Here is an 18,291-nt window from a genome sequence, read left to right as displayed (position 1 = left end):
CGGTCTGAGATAAATCTATTTTGGATGCGGCTTAATCGCAGATATTTGACCGTCTACTAAACGAAGCCAAAGTTATTTGAGGTGCCTTTGTCCGGAAATCGCTCGTTGTTGCTCGGGACTGAGCAAAAATACCCTGATCTTCAATTCACGGCAGCAAAACAAAGTGGTATGAATCAACTGTATGGCGCACATGCCGACCGCCCATAGCGCCAGGATCGAAAGCAGGACCGTTTCGGCATAAGCCGGCACGACGCCTTTTAGCGTAATATGCATAATCAAAAGCATCGCACTAAGACTGATCGAAATAACATTGCACGGTTTATAAGCAGTCCCTATCAGGATATTACGCAGAATGTCGCCATTGTATTTCAGCACAAGCGCGGCACTGACCAGTAAACCGTAAATCCATTGCTGTCCTCCTTCGGCAGCGACCAGTAAAGACCAGATAACCAGCGGGCCGATGCCGAGCATCATGCAAAACAGGCCGGTTTTTTTGCCGCGTATTTTGGCGATTGCGCTCCAGCCCGCACTGACAAAGCCCAGGCATCCGACTGCGATGAGTACATAAATGTCAAATTCTGACGAAGATATCAGTGAAGGAATCAGCGTAGCGCTTGTGAAAATGCTGATCACCAGAAAGTTCGCTTCCATTGCGCCGAAGACCGGGAGAATAAGCGCGCGATTTTCCCTGCGCTCCAGGTTGTTGGCGGTCCAGCCGAAACCATAACACAGCGTCAATATGCCGAGAAGATGGGGCGGAGCGTTCAAAGCCAGAAACAGCCCTATAGGAATGGTAAAGCCGATAAAACAATCGAACCAATGATCGTAGAAATCGCCCAAGGGCGTTTCCACTTTCCAGTAACGGGCGTACATGCCGTCCAGACTGTCGCAGATGCAATAGACAAAAGTCAATGCGATAGCGATACTGAAAGTTGCTGCGTGCGGCAGGGGCAGGCAAGAGTCGAACTGGTCCAGGTAAATCATTAAAAAAGCAATCCATGCCGATAAGTGCCCGATAAAAGTAAAAATATTTGGAGACAGGCCGGAAGGTAAAAGGCGCAACAAGCGGTCATTAATTACCCTATTGAAATACGGCTGAACCCATGATCGATCGCTGCAATTAAAGATATATTGGTGGACACGGGAACGGTCTTCGAAGCTGAAATTCATGGTGTTATCGGCGCAAAAAGTCTTTGTTAAAAAATGTATTCCCGGGAAGGACGCTTTTAGTAGTTCAACCCGCGCAAAGAAAGCGGGTAAGTCGGCTGATCAGATAATCGGGTGCGATGCGTTTTAGCAGGTACGCGGCCCTGGCGTCCCAGCCCAAAGGATAGCGCAGTTTGGAACTATTGCTGGCGGCCGCGCGGTATACCGTTTCGGCAATCCGTTCGGCCGAATTGCCGAAACGGTAGAAGCGATCCATGCGAGCGAGTGAGCGTTCGCAGTGAGGTTCATAAGCCGCTAAGGCGCTGCTGTCTTTGGAGCGCGTATGAAAATCGGTTTTGACCACGCCGGGCTCCACCAATTTGACGCGGATGCCGAAAGGCTCCAATTCGTAGCGCAATGATTCCGAAAAACCTTCCACCGCCCATTTGCTGGAATGATAGAGACTGTAGTACGGAAAGCACGAGTATCCGGACATAGACGATATATTGACCAAAGCGCCGTTGCCGGCTGCGCGCATCGAAGGCAGCACCGCGCGAGTTACCGCCATCAACCCGAACACGTTCACCTCGAACTGGCGGCGAACCTGCATCTCGTCGGCGGCTTCGAACGGGCCTATAAGTCCGTAGCCTGCGTTGTTAACCAGCACGTCGATTCGTCCCCAACGTTCCAGCACTTCATTCACTGCGGACTGGATGGACTTGGGATCGCATACGTCCAATTGCGGCCGGATCAGTCCGGGGCGTTCGCCCAATATGTGGTCTTGCGTCGGATCGCGCATCGAGGCCGCGACATTCCAGCCTTGGCGATGGAAATAGTCGGCGGTGGCGAGGCCGATGCCGCAGGAGGCGCCGGTGATGAGTACGCATTGGGTCATGTCATTAAGATTCTGTTGGTTTAATAAATTGTACGAATGTCCACGAAAGACACAAAAAGCACGAAAAATAGGTCCAGGATTTCACGGGCCGGTTCAGTCCTCAGGCTAAAAGATCCGCCGAGTAGGGCGTGCCGTGCGCGCCTTGAATTCTCTCAAGGCGCGCACGGCACGCCCTACCAATCAGCTGCGGTCAAACAGATTATTGCCCGCGCCAAACACATTGCCCGGATCAAGCTCCCGTTTCAGCGCCACCAAGGCATTTTTCGTCGATTCGGAATAAAGTTGCGATATAAACGGCGCACGCAGTTTGCCTATGCCGTGATGATGGGACAGGCTGCCGCCGTTGGCCAGAATAACCGCCCGCATGGCTTGTTCGACGGCATGGAATTTCCGATCGGGATCCTGCATGCCGAATATCGAGGCGCCATGCGTAAAATAAATGCACGCGCCGGTCGGATAAATCTGGGTAACCCTGGCCGACACATACGGCTTGCCCTGAAAACCGTAGCGCTCGTGCTCCCGCTCCGCCGCCAGCTTGACTTCGTCGCAGATGGTCTCGATGCAATCCCAGGAAGCCGAGGTTTCATAGGTTTCGCCGATGATGCTGTAGCGCATCAAAAAATCCCGGATATAAGCAATCGCATAGGTCAGCTGATAGCCGCGCCGGCCGTTTTCCGCGCCGCCGTAAAGTGCGCCGTAACGGCGAACCAGCTTATCCAACGCGCGCCGCTGGGCGATAACTTCATCGGTGCTGCCTTCAAGCACGATGGTCGCGGCCGCCAGCGTTTCCAGATCGAACTTTTTAACCGACGTCAGCAGCCATCGTTGCAGGCGGTGCTTATAATCGGCCCAGCCGCTTAGCGCCGGTTTCAGCGATTGAGCGAAGCGGAATTGCGGGTTATCGACCAGCCGGATGCTGGCGGGCCAGATAGTGCCTTTGGACAACTCCTGCAAAAAAGCAATGCCGGTCGAAAAATCGCGAAACAGGATCGATTGGTATTGGGTGACTTCGGGTAAAGGGCGCAGCTTTAACACCGCTTCAGTGACCAGGCCGAAATTGCCTTCGCTGCCGAACAGCAAATGATGCAGACGGCTTCCGGCGGACACGCGCGGCGCCCGCATCGCTTCTTGCAACGTCCCCGATGGCGTCACCACCGTCATCGATTCAACCACGTCTTCGATGTTGCCGTAGCGGTTCTTCTTCATGCCGCTCGCATTGGTCGCAATCCAGCCGCCGACCGTCGAAAACTCGATGCTGTCCGGCTCATGGCCCAGCGTGAAACCTTCGGCACGAAGCTGTTGTTCTAAATCCGCGCCGCAAATACCCGCCTGCACCGTGACCCGCATGTTGCCGTGTTCCAGGCTGATGATGCGATTCATCCGGCCGGTGTCGACAGCCACCACCATGCGCCGCTCGTCGGCCGGAACGCGCAACGCATTGCTGACGCTGGTGCCGCCGCCATAAGGCAGCAGGCAGACATCGTGCTCGGCCGCCAGCTGCACCAAAGCTTGCGCTTGTTCGGTATCGGCGCAATAAAAAACCGCGTCGACCGGTTTCGGCAGCTCGCCGTAAAGCACTTGGTAGACTTCATCGACAGTGGTTTGTCCGTGGCTATGCGGCAAACGCACTGCGTCGGCAAAACTGATCTGCTCTGCGGGAAATTCCAGAGCCAATGCCGCGCAAAAAGCCTCGTTGCGCTTGGGCTCAGGCAGTTGAACCTCGGCGCGTTCGATGATCGGCTGTTCCGTCGGCAAGCGCACTTTCAGCAAGCTTTCGACGAACGGGATGAAATAGGGCATCGCATAACCGCATATCGAGTAGCGATTGCCGGTCAGCGCTACGGAACCGTCCTGGTCGAGGGTGAAGCGGGTATCGCGAAAGCCCCAGCGATGAGGTTCTCTTTGATTATTCGGCATGGACTGATTCTCTGGGTTATGTGTTTTAGATAGCAAGTGTTTTTCCCTCATCTTTAAGCATAATGACACTGTAGGAGCGGGCCGTGCCCGCGATGTTTGGGGGCAATTGCAGGGCTGTCGCTTCTTCATCGCGGGCACGGCCGGCTCCTACATTGCTTAACTTAATAGCAGTGACGCGCTACGTGGAAATGAAATAAGTCTACATCACAAAAATCCGCTGTTTTCAAAATAGAGCAAATAACTCTCCAGTAATTCCGCGGAAGAATGAAAGCCGATCCCGGCTTGCGCGCAAATTTCGCGGCAGTTGCTATCGTCGACCGGCGGGAATTCCGCATGACGCTGGTCCATTCCCGAAATCATGTTCCGGAACGGAATCAATGCATTGCCGCTGTCATCGTCGGTACCGGCCAGGACGCGCTGTTGCCACTCGGCATAAGGCACAATATCCATCGCATAACCTTTAGCACGCAACACCTCGACCACCTCGGCAATAACCAGCGGTTCAGGATGGCGGATATGAAAAGCCTTACCCAGACTCGAAGCGCTCTGCAAGCCTGCGACAATCACCTGAGCCGCAAAATCCACCGGCAGCATCTCGACGCCGTTTTCCAATGCAGGAATGCAACCCAGCTGGATACTGCTTTTCAGGAAACGCGCAACGAACTGGTCGGTGTTCACAAAACGCCCCGAGCTACTGTCTCCGGTCAGCAAGCCTGGGCGATAAACTGCAATAGGCATACCGCTGTCTTCGGCCAGTTTCAGGATATGTTCGGCCACCCATTTGCTTTGTTCGTAACCGTTGACCAGACTCTCGCCTTCACAATCCGGCGGCCACGATTCGAGGGCAGGATCATTATCGCTGCGCGCCTTGCTCATCAATAGGCCCAGCGTGGATACAAAGTGCAAAGGTTTGCGTCGTCCGGCCGCGGCAAAGCGCAGCATTTCGATCGTACCGGAGACATTGCTGGCGCGCAGGTCGCTATAAGGCAAGGTAAAATCCACATGAGCCCCGGCGCTGAGCACCGCATCGACTTCCAGCGTCAACTGCCGATAAACCGCCTCATCCAATCCCATCAACGGCTGCGCAATATCGCCGACCAGAAGCCGTATGCGCTCGATTGGCAATGCGGTAGACAAACCGTAATAGCCGGCATTAGCGCGCAGCCGTTCAAACGCAGCGTCCGTATTTTCCGCGCGCACCAGGCAATAAATTTCACAGTCGGTGCGCTCAAGCAGTTCCGCCAGCAAATAAGCGCCGAGATAACCGGTGGCTCCGGTAAACAAAATATGACGAGGCGGCCAACAGTCGGCGATTTCATCGGCCGGACACCAGTTTTCCGGCAGTTTTACATCGTCCGCCAGCTTGAGAACAGCTTCTTCGACTATTGGTTGGCTTTGTTGTTGCAGGCGCGACATCAAACCGGCAGCGAGTTCTTGCGGGCTGGACGACCGGGTCAGGAAATCCGCGCTCAAGCGCAGCCCGAAGTCGCGTTCGATCCGATTCACCACTTCAACCGACATCAGCGAATCCAGGCCAAGCAACTCAAGACTCGCATCCGTCGATACCTCCGCGGCAGGCAAACTCAAAGACTGGCCTAATTGCCGACGTAAATAATCCAGCAGGAACGGATAGCGTTCGGCGTCGGGCAGGCGGCTAAAATCCTCATCAAGACGTTGCCGGACCGGTGCCTGATGATTGCCGATGCTGCGCAGTTGCTCGGCCAACAGCGGGCGTAATGCCGACGGTGCCGCCTGTCTTAGATAATTTTCCGCCCGTGACGGCAATACCGCCAAAGCCGCTGGCACATCGCGCGACTCAAGTAGCGCGGCCAAAGCTGCAATGCCCTGTTCAGGCGCTATCGTGCCCATGTCGTTGCCATCCTGGTTACGACCTGCAACCAGCCGGGCATGCATACCCGCTTCCGCCCACGGCCCCCAGGCAATACTCAAGGCAGGCAGGCCATGCATTCTGCGCCAGGCCGCGAAGCTGTCGAGCCAGGTATTGGCCGCGGCATAATTAGCTTGGCCGGGATTACCCAGCCAGCCGGAAGCCGAGGAGCAGAGCGCGAAAAAGTCCAGCGGAAGGCCGGCACTAAGCCGGTGCAGATTCCAGGCGCCGCTGACTTTCGAGGCCAACACATTTGCAAAATGCGGCCAGTCCAGATGATGCAACGGCGCATCGTCCGCAACCCCGGCCGCATGGATAATGCCGCGCAACGGCAATGACTTATGCCGGTCCAGCGCTTGTGCCAAGGCTTCAAAGTCGCTGACGTCTACCGCAACATAAGCCGATTTACAGCCCAGCGCTTCAAGTTCCGCTAAAAATGTGGCTCCTTCGTTATCCAGCGGCCTGCGTCCGGTCAGCAACACCGCTCCTGCACCTTGACTTGCCAACCAGTATGCGAAAAACCGCCCCAGACCTCCCAAGCCGCCGGTGACCAGATAAGTGGCGTCCGCTCGCACATTAAAAGCCGGATTCTGCGGCGAACTCAGCCGCAGCAGCACTTTTCCGCGATGTCGGGCCTGGGCCATATAGCGGAATGCATCCGCTGTGTCAGCCCTGGAAAACAAGCGATACGGAAGAGGATGTAAACGCCCGGCAGCCAAGTCGCCGAGTATCGCGGCGATGCCGTCGGCAATCGCGGCCGGTCGGCTGCGCTGCAATTCCACCAAATCAAAATGGTGGTAGCTTATGCCGGGATAGTTCAGGCTCAAGCGTTCTTCATCCCAAATATCCGCCTTGCCGACTTCGACAAAGCGTCCGTTGGGTGCGAGCGCATCCATGCTCGCGGTAATCATGTCTCCGGCCAACGCATTCAGGACGACATCAACGCCGCGCCCGCCGGTCGCAACACGCACCGTATCGGCAAACGCAGTGGAGCGGGAATCGCCGACATGGACAATACCCAAGCTACGCAGATATTCGCGTTTTTCTTCGGAGCCTGCGGTGGCAATGATATGCGCGCCGACGCTGTTGGCGATTTGTATTGCGGCCATGCCGACGCCGCCGGTTCCGGCATGAATCAGCACCCATTCGCCCGAGCGCAAACCGGCCAGCACCCGCAAGCCATGGTAAGCGGTAAGAAAAGCCACCGGCATGCCCGCCGCCTCGTCAAACGACAACTCAGGCGGAAGCTTGAACACCCGATCATCAGAAGTCCGTACGAAGTCGCGCAAACAGCCTTCTTCGGCAAGCAGGCAAAATACCGGATCGCCGACCGCAACAGTTCGCACATTTGCACCGACGCGCACCACTTGCCCTGCGCATTCACCGCCTAAGGCAGTCGCTTCGCCGGGATACATAGCCAAAGCCTGAAGCACGTCGCGAAAATTCAGCGCCGAGGAAACCACGCGGATTTCCACTTCATCGGCGGCAAGTTCGCCGCGCACCGCCTCTTCCCAGACCAAGGCATCCAGCACGCCCCGCGAACGGCTATCGAGTGCTTGGCAACGTTCGCCAGCCGACGCGGGCTTCCAGGGTTGCAGCCGACAGGCAAACGCCGCGCCGTTACGGATGGCTAAGCGGTTCTCCCGGAATTGCGACAGCCATCGGGCAAGTTCTTTGTAGTCGCCAACGTCGTTGTCCAGGTCCAGATCGACGATGCCGACGAATAAATTGGCATATTCGTTGGACAACACCGCATGAATACCGCTGAACAGCCCGGAGTCGAGCCCATTGATAGCATGCCGGTCCACCGGTTGGGCGCCGCGGGTTACCAGCCATACCGCTTTTAAAGATGGCGAGGAAATAGCATCCCGCAATTGACGCAGCAGATGTTCCAATGGCGATTCAAAAGCGCTGTGACGCGGCGCCGGGCTATTGGATTGCGGCGCAAAAATCAGCTTCGTGCAGCACAATACCAGCACCTCGGCATCATGCTCGGGGATTCGATCGTACCAGCTAAACGCTTTACAGCTTTGCCCTACATTCTCCAGGGCACCGGCGATAGCATTGCGCTCAGCCTCTTCTCCAACCAGGCACCATGACAGGTTGGCGGGTTCCGGCTGCGGCGGGTCCAAACGCTGCCACATCAGTCCGTAATTAACCGGCGCGGCCAAGTTGGCGCCGACCAAACGATGACGCGGCACGGCTTTGACCGAGAACCCGGAAATCTCTCCGGCCAAGCGGCCTTGCGCATCGAACAGCCGCAAATTGGCGGTCAGCAGGTCTCGCTCTTGGCTTTCCAGCAGCACCGCATGGCACCAGTGCACCGTTTCCAGGCCGCTGTAAAAATAAACTCGATCGATTGCAACGGGAATGAATAGAGATGCTCCGCTCAGCAACGCTTTGTATTCCTCCGGAATGCAGCGGGTCAAGGTCTGAAAGCAGGAATCTATCAAACCGGGGTGGCCGGATTCGTTTTCTCCGAGCGATTCCGGGTGCGGGCAGAGCCGCGACAATACTTCGCCGGAGCCTGACCAGACCGTGTCTATCCAACGATAGATCGGGCCCAGGTGGTAACCCAACTGCCAAAAACCGTCATAAAAATCGTTGCCCGTCATCTGTTCGCCGCAACGGCTTTGCACGCCGGACAAATCGAGGGTGTCGGCGCTAACAACAGGGGCTATCGAACTTAGCAGGCCTTTGGCGTGTTCGTGGTGGGCATCGTTTTCCAGGCTGACCACTTCGAACGCAAATTGACCTTCCTGGGCCGGGCGCAACATGAATTGCAAGGTGCGTGATTCGTCGTCGGCCAAGGTTAAGGCGCGCAGTAAACGCACGTTTTCCAGTACGACGGTATTGCCCGGAAACAGGCGGCGGCCGATATGAGCCGCCATCGCCACATAAGTGGCGGCGGCGACAACCACGCTTTCAAATAACCGGTGATCGCCGATATGGGGCAAGCTTCGCGCATCCAGTTCCAGCTCAAACCATTGCTCAGGCAACAGCGGGGAGCGCACATGCCGCCCTAACAACAGTTCCGCGCCTTGGCTTTTCCGTGACGAAGCCTTGCCGACGGCCGGGGCGGGTGCAGCCCAATGGCGGCTACGCTGGAAAGGATAAGTCGGCAGCAACGGCGCGGCCTGTTTATGATGGCCGCAGATCGAAGGCCAATCCGGATTGGCGCCGGAAACATAAAGGCGGGCCAGCGTATCGGCCAAAGCCTTGCCGATATTTTCGCCAACCGGCAGCGCGGCCAAGTGTTGACAGGTTTCTGCCTCTGCGGGAATCGCTTCGTATGCAAAATGCAGCAGCCATTGGCAATCCGGCTTAAGAGGCAAGCCGGAACCGGAACAGAACACTTCAAAAGCGGGTTTTGCGATAATTTCCGTTCCGGCAGCATAGTGCAATGGAATTTTCGTAGCGTTCCACGTGCAGCGTTGCCATGCTTCGGAAAATTTAGCGATGTCACCGCTTGCAAGTAGTCGTGCCAACGAACCTCCGGAAGCCGGTGAAATGGCGCCTGTGGCGCAAGCGCCGGCAAGCAGTCCGGCACCGTCGCCGCAAATCAAGACCGGATCGATACCCCAATCCATCCACAAGGCGGACAGGGAATATTGAAAAGCAAATTGCGCAAACGCAGTGCCATCGTTTTGCAGCGATTTCCAGCAATCGTATTCAGAACTGTCGTCCAATAGTGCGGCACAAGCCTTCAAATGCAGCGCGAATGCTTCGGGAATATCGCGCATATCCAGTTCGGTCGGCAACAACGCCTGACCCGAGAAATAAAAAGCCACCCGGGGCGGCTTGCCGCCAGCTTGTCCAAGATGCAGATCGTTAGGAACGGTTCCATCGGCATAAGCGCTAAGCGCTTTTGATAGCGTTGCGGAATCGTTCGCCGGAACCGCCAAACGGAAATTCCAGTCGCCGCGCGTCGAATTGGCGGCCGCGCAAATCGTCGCGCTGTCCGGGTTCTCAGCAAACAGTTCTGCATATCGGCGGGCAAGCGACTGCAATGCACCGGCGCTATGCGCGGACAGTTTCAGCAGAGGCAACGTCCAGGCTTCCTTAGCCTGATAATCGGTATCTTCGACATACTGCTGAACGATAATGTGGGCGTTGGTTCCGCTTAAACCAAAACCGCTGACACCGGCATTACGCAATTCGTTTGAGTCCCAATCCTGCAAACGCTTGACGACTTCCAACGGCGTTGCATCGCGGCGAATATGCGGGTTCCAGCGCCGGAAATGAAGACTCGCGGGCAACCGGCCTTTACCGACTGCAAGCACGGCTTTGATAAGACCCGCCATGCCCGCCGCTGCTTCCAGGTGGCCGATATTCGATTTTACGGTTCCCAGATATAAAGGATTATCCGCACTGCGATTGTCGCCGAACACTTCCTGCACAGCGTGAATCTCGATCGGATCGCCCAACGCGGTACCGGTTCCGTGGGCTTCCAGGTAGCCAATCGATGATGCAGGCAATCCTGCATTGGACAAAGCGGCGCGCAGCAATTCGGTCTGGGCCTGCTGATTCGGTACGGTCAGCCCGCTGCTGGCGCCATCGTGGTTGACTGCCGACCCGGCCAGAACCGCCAGAACCGGATTGCCGTCGCGCAACGCATCGTCCAGGCGTTTTAATACAAGAGCGCCGGAGCCTTCGCCTCGGCCGTAGCCGTCCGCGTAGGCATCGAAGCTTTTACAGCGTCCGTCCGGAGCTAAGGCCCTGGCACGCGACAGGTAAACTTGCGCCAACGGCGACAGCATCAGGCTGACGCCGACAGCGACCGCGCAATCGGCTTCGCCTTTTTCCAGTGCTTGCCGGGCCAGATGCACGGCAACCAATGACGACGAACATGCAGTATCGACTGCCATCGCAGGCCCGCGCACGCCCAGCAAATGAGCGATGCGTCCGGCGGCGAAAGCCATCGTGTTGCCGGTGCCGGTGTAGATCTCGATACTTTCGGGCGGCGCGCCGTCCAGCAATAATTGCTGGTAATCCTGGCTGCCGATACCGACAAAAACACCGGTGTTGGAATCGCGTAGTGCCGACGCGTTTTCCCCTGCACGCTCCAGAGCTTCCCAAGCTACTTCCAGTGCAAGACGCTGCTGCGGGTCGAGCAATGCGGCTTCCCTTGGCGACAGGCGGAAAAACTCATGGTCGAAGCGGTCGACTCCGGTAATAAAACCGCCTTCACGGGTATAAAACTTGCCCAATTCGTTCGGATCGGCGCTCCACCAATCGTCCAGCCGCCAGCGCTCGGTCGGCATCGGGCCGATTGCGTCGACGCCGTTGCTGAGCAGTTCCCAGAACTGTTCCGGCGAATCGGCGCCGCCGGGAAAGCGGCAGGCCATGCCTACGATAGCGATAGGGCTGGCCGTACTTGTTGCGGTTTTTACGGCTGCTTTTTGCGGCCGGTTGCCCTGGATCAGCTGCCACAGATAATCTTCCAGACACCGTAAATTAGGATGGTCGAAGGCCAAAGTGTCGGCCAGAGGCAGCCCTAGTGCCTTTGTGAGGCGATTTTTGAAATCCACGGCCATCAACGAATCCATGCCTTGCTCGTTAAAGCCCAGCTCGGCATCGAACGCAGCGGGATCGGACAATTCCATGATCTGCGCCAGCTCTAAACGCAATAAACCGTCGAGCTCGTCGCGCCGCCAGTTGCGGACAACGGCGGGCGATTCGGCAACGGGATCTATAACGGTATAAGTACCGGGCAATCGGTTCAACAACGGGCGGACGCGGCGGCTTTCCAGCAGCGAGCGAAGACGAGCCCAATCCACTTGGGCGCAGATACGGTAAACGGGGCGTTCCAATAACACTCGGTCGAGGCACGCGAATCCGGCCGTATCACTGATGGCTGTTATGCCGGACTGGACCAGCCGCTCGCGGTGCTGTTCCTCGGCCATGCCTCCGCCTGCCCAAGGTCCCCAGGCGATACTGGTCACAGGCAAGTTGTTATGTCGGCGCAACGCGGCGAACGCATCCAGGTAGTGGTTGGCCGCGGCGTAATGCGCTAGGGCCACGCTGCCCCAAGCGGCGGCGATCGATGAATAGCAAATGAAGAAATCCAGCGGCTGTCCGCTAACCGCCAGTCCTAACTGCTCTACCGCCAGCTTGGGAGCTAAAACCGGCTGCATGTTTTCGGCCGTTAATTCGCCGACAGGCAGTAAAGACACTGTTCCGGCCGTGTGAATCACGCCGCGTAACGGAGGTCGGGTAACGCCGAAACTGCCGATCAGCGACGCTAAAGCCTCGGCGTCATCCAAATTGCAGGTTACGCTTTCAATGGCTGCGCTTGTCGGCCAATCGATTTGCTCGGGCTCGGCCTGCCGGGTTGTGACCACGACATGGCCTGCGCCGCGTTCGACAAGATAGCGAACCGTCCGGCGGCCGAGACTGCCCAAGCCGCCGGTAATCAAATAAGCGCCTTGCGGATCGGCCTTATAGCGCTGCGCTGTCCAGTTGGCGGATTCTGCGACGATACGAGGCGCATAGCTCGCGCCATCGCGCCACGCGAGTTGATCTTCTTTGTTTTGCAACAGCGCTACGGTCAGCCAATTTGCTTCTTGATCGGCGTCGCCGGATGCGGGCAAGTCGTAGATGCCTCCGGCAAGTGAAGGACATTCAACTGCCAACGACCTCATCATTCCCCAAAGCAGCGCGTGGCCGGGCCGGACTGCGTCATTAAGGGCTTTGACTTGCTGTGCGCAACGGGATATCAGACTCAAACGTGTTCCGGCTACCCAGTCTTTTTCTAAATCGCGCACTAATTCCGCTAGGCGGACAAGGCTTGGCTCGCCGCCGTCGTTTTCGATCCACACGACCGATAACGGCCGGTCAACGGTTTTCGGTTTTTCGTCCGATACCTGCACTTCCTCGCCGCCAGCCCGAAGCTGTCGGGCCAATGCTTTCGCCAGTGCGAGGTCGCCGGGAATCAGCCACCAGAAACTGTCGTCGGCTTGTTGTTCCGAAGCAGAAAAGGCGCGCACGGCGCGTCCTACGGGAGCGGCGGAAGATTGATATTCCAAGGATATATCCACGGGTTCCCAATCGATGCGATAGTGCAAAGCATCACCAGCTTCCGGCAGGAGATCCGCCGTAGGACCCGCCGCGTGCGCCTCGGGAGCCAAGGCGCGTACCGTGCACCCAACGTTGGCAGGATAAGACTTGGCTGGATACCAATAAGATTGGCTGTGGTCGAAAGGATAGGAGGGCAATCCGGGCAACAGCTTGACGCCGGGATACACTTGCTCCCAAAGGATAAGAACTCCGGCGCAATGCAGCGCTCCCAACGCTTCCGCGATGCATTCGCCGTCGTCCCGGCCCGGACGCAAGGATGCGGCCAGCGTCGGCGCACGATTTCCGGCAATGCTACGCGCCAATGGCAATAAGTGGGGAGTGGCGCCGATTTCGACGAACACCAACGGCTGTTCCTTAGGCAGCTCTGCCAAGGCTCCGGCAAAGTCCACGGTATGACGCAACTGCGCTACCCAGTAATCGGGCTGATCAGGCGAGCCCATCCCGTGGCGGCATGAGGTCAACATGGCTATGGTTGGAGAATCGAGATGCAATGAATCGACGATAGCGGTGAACGGCTGCAATACCGAATCCAAGGCTTCCGAATGGTAGGCGTAGCGGGTCGACAGGCGGCTGACACGGATGTCCGCAGCTTCCAGCCTGTCCAACAGCGGCGCGACTTTATCCGCGCGGCCGGATACGGTGACCAGGTCCGGGCGGTTGATAGCCGCGAGCGATAAAGCTTGCGCGTCTTCACCGAGTTCCCGGTAGATGCGCTCCCAGTGGCAATAAACCGCGGCCATCGCGCCGTCCGCAGCCAGTTGTTGGCACAGGCGGCCCCGCTCCAGGGCCAGCTTCATGCCGTCCTCCAGCGAAAATATGCCCGCCGCACAAGCTGCGGCCAACTCGCCGAGGCTGTGGCCTATGACGTAATCGGGCCGGACGCCCCAATGCGTCCAGACGCGGAATAATGAAACTTGCAGCGCGAACAATGCCGGTTGGGTCGTGCGGGCTTGCCTGAGTTTGTCTTCATCGGCTTCCCATGCTTCAGCCAGCAGGTCGTCTCCACTGAGTTCGATGATGATTTTGCGGCAGGCTTCCCAGGTCTGGCGAAATACCGGTTGTTGCCGGTATAGCGATTGCCCCATGCCCAGATATTCCGAACCTTGGCCGGTAAACAAAAACACCACCGGCGGAGGTTGGGACGGGCTTCGGCCTGCCTGCACCTGAGGCGTGGTTTCACCGGCCGCCAACGCATCCAGCGCTATTATAAATTCTTGCCGGTTATGGCCTAAAACAGCCCCGCGCTCGGCGAACTTTGCGCGCCCGGTTGCTGCGGTATAAGCATAACGCACGAGGTCAATTTCGGCATGTGAGCGTAGATAGTCTGCGTGTCGACCGGCTAATTTTTTCAATTCAGCCGGGTTCGTTGCGGTCAACGGCAATACTACCGAATCGCGCGGCGAAACCTTTGCGTCGTCCGATAACTTCGGGTCACCGACGCCAACCACGACATGGGCATTGGTACCGCCGAAACCGAACGAGCTGACCGCGGCATAGGATTGTCCTGAGTCCGGCCATCGCGTCAACCGATCCGGAATAAAAAACCGGCTGGAATCGAGATTGATGCTCGGATTCAGGCGCTTGAAATTGCGATGCGGCGGAATGCCGCCATGATGCAGGCTGAGCACGGCTTTGATCAAACCGGCAATGCCTGCCGCCGCTTCCAGATGGCCGATATTGGTTTTGACCGAAGCCAACGCGCACGGCGGCGTGGCGGGCTGATCGTAAACCCGCTGCAAGGCTTGAAATTCTATTGGGTCGCCCAGCACCGTGCCGGTGCCGTGGGCTTCGACATAGGCGACCTGACCTGGCTCTATCCCGGCCTGGTTCAGAGCCATCCGGATCACGGCTTCTTGCGCGGGGCCGTTCGGTGCGGTCAGGCCGTTGCTGCGGCCGTCCTGGTTGACCGCCGAGCCGTGGATAACCGCCAATACGTTATCGCCGTCGCGGCGGGCATCCGACAGGCGTTTGAGTAAAACCAGGCCGCAACCTTCGCCGCGCACGTAGCCGTCGGCTGCCGCGTCGAAAGTTTTGCAAAGGCCGTCTTCGGCCAGCATGTTGGCTTCGGCGAAGACTTTGCTCCAGTGCGGAATCAGCAGCATATTGACGCCGCCCGCCAAGGCCAAGTCGCAATCGCCCGTCCGTATCGACTGACAGGCTTGATGTAGCGCGACCAGCGACGAGGAACAGGCCGAATCGACCGCATGGCTCGGGCCGCGCCAATCGAACACGTAAGACAGCCGGTTGGCCGCGATGCAAAGCGCGTTGCCCGTCGCCGAATAGGCGTTCAGGTCGTCGTAGGCTGCTAGTTGCGCCAACGAATAATCGGTGCTGCTGATACCGACGAATACGCCGGTCGAACTGCCGCGCAAGTTGTCGGCGGAAAATCCGGCATGTTCCAGCGTTTCCCAGGCGACTTCTAACAGCAAGCGCTGCTGCGGGTCCATGCGCATGGCTTCTTTCGGCGAAATGCCGAAAAACGCCGCGTCGAAACGGTCGATATTTTCCAGAAAACCGCCCCAGCGCTCGCGCGTACCGGACACCGGCCAGCGTCCTTCGGGAACTTCGCGAATCGCCGACAAGCCTTGAGACAACAATTCCCAGTAAGCGTCCGGGCCGTCGGCTCCGGGAAAGCGGCAGCCGAGGCCGACAATGGCTATCGCATCGTCTTTATCGCCCGACGTGATCGTTGTTGCCCTGCCGGTTTGCGGCGCGGCGGCGACAAATTCGGCCATGCGCGCCGGAGTCGGGTAGTCGAACGCCAGCGAATTATCCAGCTCTTTGCCCAGCCATAAGCCCAATTGCTCGGACAGTTCCACCGCTGCGAGCGAGTCCAAACCGTAAGCGGCGAAAGGTGTGTTAACGTCGATAGCGTGTGCCGAGCCGCCGGTTTTTTGTGCCAGATAATGTCGTAGCCATTTTTGAACCGTGGCTGCATCGTGCGAAACGGCAACGGTAGTCGCAACCGGTGGTTCGATTGGCGTTTCGCGCCGCGATCTTGCTATAACCGGCAGCTCGCCGGCCGCCAGTGCTTCCTGGCAGGCGCTGCGACGCACCTTGCCGCTGGTGGTCTTGGGCACGCTGCCCGGCTTGACCAGAACCAGCTCATCGGCCTGAACCTGGAACGCATCCCAGTACGCCTCGCGTATTGCAGCAAATACTTGAGCAACGTCGAGCCCGCGCATTTGCGAGCGCTCGACCTCTTGCACCAATACCAGCGCTTCGCCGTCTTCCGCTTCCCGCGCGAAAGCCCCCCCGCCATCGAGCCTTAGCGCGCTATGCGCGTTCTGGGCGGCCAGCTCAAGATCCTGCGGATAAAGGTTACGGCCGCGTAAAATGATCAGGTCTTTGAGTCGGCCGGTGACATAAATCTCACCCTGGTCCATAAACCCCAGATCGCCGGTGCGCAAATAGGGAGCGCCGCCGTGTTCGAGCTGCGCCTGAAAATACAGTGCGGTCTGTTCCGGCTGGTTCCAATAGCCTTGCGCGACATGGCTACCGGTTAGCCACAGCTCCCCGGTAACGCCGTCCGGCACCGGCCGACGCGTGTTTGGATCGACTGCCAGCACTTCGCAATCGCCCCAGCTTTTGCCGGAGGACACATGGGTCTTGCCTTCATGCTGCTTAAACACCGGAGCCGACCTGCGGCCGCTGATAAACAGCGTGGCTTCCGCCATGCCGTAGCATGGCAACCAAGCGGACGGTGAAAAGCCGTAGGGCGCAAACGTCTGTTGAAAACGGCGTAAGGTATCGGCCCTGATCGGCTCGGCTCCGTTAAACGCCACCTGCAAACAACTTAAATCCAGTTCGGAGCAGTTTTCCGGCGTCGCTTTTCTTGCGCAAAGATCGTAGGCAAAGTTAGGGCCTCCGGTAGTCGATGCCCGGAATTTTGAAATGCCACGCAGCCATTGCATCGGATCGCGGATGAACGCTTGCGGCGGAATATAGTAGCTGCAAACGCCGACATAAAGGGCGTTAAACAAGGGGCCGATAAGGCCCATATCGTGATAAAAAGGCAGCCAGCTGAAAATGCGGGTTTCTTCGTTGTGGTTAAAGCAACGATTCAGCATGGCTTCATTCGCGATCAGGTTGGCATGGCTGACAACGACGCCTTTGGGTTTGCCTGTAGATCCGGAGGTATATTGTAAAAAAGCCGGTTGCGCCGGATCGATGCGATGGCTGCGCCAGTCGACCGCTTCGCTGTCAGGCACGCTGTCGGTATCCAGCCACTCCAGCCCCGCTGCTATGCCTTCTTCCTGAAACCAGGGCACGACTTTAGCCATAAGATCGCTTGAGGAAAGCACATGCGTTGCCGCGCAGTCGCGCAAAATCGCATCGATACGGGCCATGCCGCGCCTGGACTGTGGCGGGAACACAGGAATCGGCGTTATCCCGGCATACCAGCAGGCCATGAAGGCCAGGAAAAACGACGGCCCATGCGGGTAGACCAACAGTACGCGCCGGGCATCGATCGCTTGCAAGCGCGCGGCGATAGCACGCGCCCGTCGGTCGATGTCGCCATAAGTCAGCGGGTGTTGATCGGCATCGATATGATCCATGAACACATGCGACAAACGGTCGGGTTGCAGCTGGGCGCGTTGTATAAGAACGTCGGCAAGGCTTGGCGCTTGGATAATCGGCATAGTATCGATAGAGTCAATGATGTGGCGGTCAGTGTAGGGAAGAGACCTTTTTATAGAGGAGATGGCAAAGCCAGCGTTTGCCATTGTTGGCGTTGCGCTAACTGCGCCAAGCGCCGGTCAGGGTTGACGGCGACAGGGTGGCCGACGGCGCCGAGCATGTGCCGGTCTTCCCAGTGATCTCCATAGGCATGGCACTGGGTTAAATCCAGGCTGTGCCGGTCGGCGTAATTTTTTACAATCGATGCCTTGGCTTGTCCGTAGGGGATTGGGCCGAGCACTTCACCGGAAAACAAATGGCCGGTGACTTCCAACTGGATCGCAAACCAATCGTCGGCTTCCAGCATTACGGCGACCGGGGCTACGATGAAATCCAGCGCCGCGGAAACAATGACGATTTTATCTCCGGCGCTTTGATGGCTTTTCACGCAATCAAGCATCTTCGGAAATAGCGATTGGGATAACTGCCGGTGAAAATGCGCGTTGTAGACTTCAATGCAGGGCGCAACCGCTTCACCGGCAAAAAGGGTGCGTAATACGCGTCTTTTCAGCGTGTCTATATCGTCGATCAGGCCCAGTTCATAACGAAGATACTGGTAAACGACACCGCCCAGTTGGGTGATGCCTAATTTCCCCCGGCGAAATTGATGACCGGCAAAAGCCTTTTCTCCGGAACAGGCCCAGAGCGTTTTATCCAAGTCGAAAAAAGCGGCAGAAGACATCGG

Annotated in this window: 5 protein-coding genes; all 5 read right to left on the bottom strand. The window is 57.6% G+C overall.

Translation table 11 applies throughout. The features are described from left to right. Positions 1-72 precede the first annotated feature (72 nt). Positions 73-1,170 (bottom strand): CDP-alcohol phosphatidyltransferase family protein, encoded by a 1,098-nt coding sequence (locus V7051_RS01115; protein ID WP_333873044.1) that lies wholly within the window; start codon positions 1,168-1,170, stop codon positions 73-75. A gap of 64 nt (positions 1,171-1,234) precedes the next feature. Then, on the bottom strand, positions 1,235-2,041 hold the full coding sequence (locus V7051_RS01110) for an SDR family oxidoreductase (protein WP_333873043.1): 807 nt from the start codon (positions 2,039-2,041) through the stop codon (positions 1,235-1,237). Between the two features lie 180 nt (positions 2,042-2,221). Continuing rightward, on the bottom strand, positions 2,222-3,958 hold the full coding sequence (locus V7051_RS01105; protein ID WP_333873042.1) for an FAD-binding oxidoreductase: 1,737 nt from the start codon (positions 3,956-3,958) through the stop codon (positions 2,222-2,224). Positions 3,959-4,162: 204 nt separating this feature from the next. After that, positions 4,163-17,569, bottom strand: a complete 13,407-nt coding sequence (locus tag V7051_RS01100; protein WP_333873041.1) for a thioester reductase domain-containing protein — start codon at positions 17,567-17,569, stop codon at positions 4,163-4,165. 50 nt (positions 17,570-17,619) lie between these two features. Then, positions 17,620-18,288 carry an HAD family hydrolase gene (locus tag V7051_RS01095; RefSeq protein ID WP_333873040.1) on the bottom strand — a complete coding sequence of 223 codons (669 nt, stop codon included), beginning with the start codon at positions 18,286-18,288 and terminating at the stop codon, positions 17,620-17,622. Positions 18,289-18,291: the final 3 nt, after the last annotated feature.

The organism is Methylobacter sp. (genome assembly GCF_036845245.1).
Taxonomy (GTDB): Bacteria; Pseudomonadota; Gammaproteobacteria; order Methylococcales; family Methylomonadaceae; genus Methylobacter_A.
Note: the sequence above shows the minus strand (reverse complement) of the source record. Positions and strands in the feature narration are given on the sequence as shown.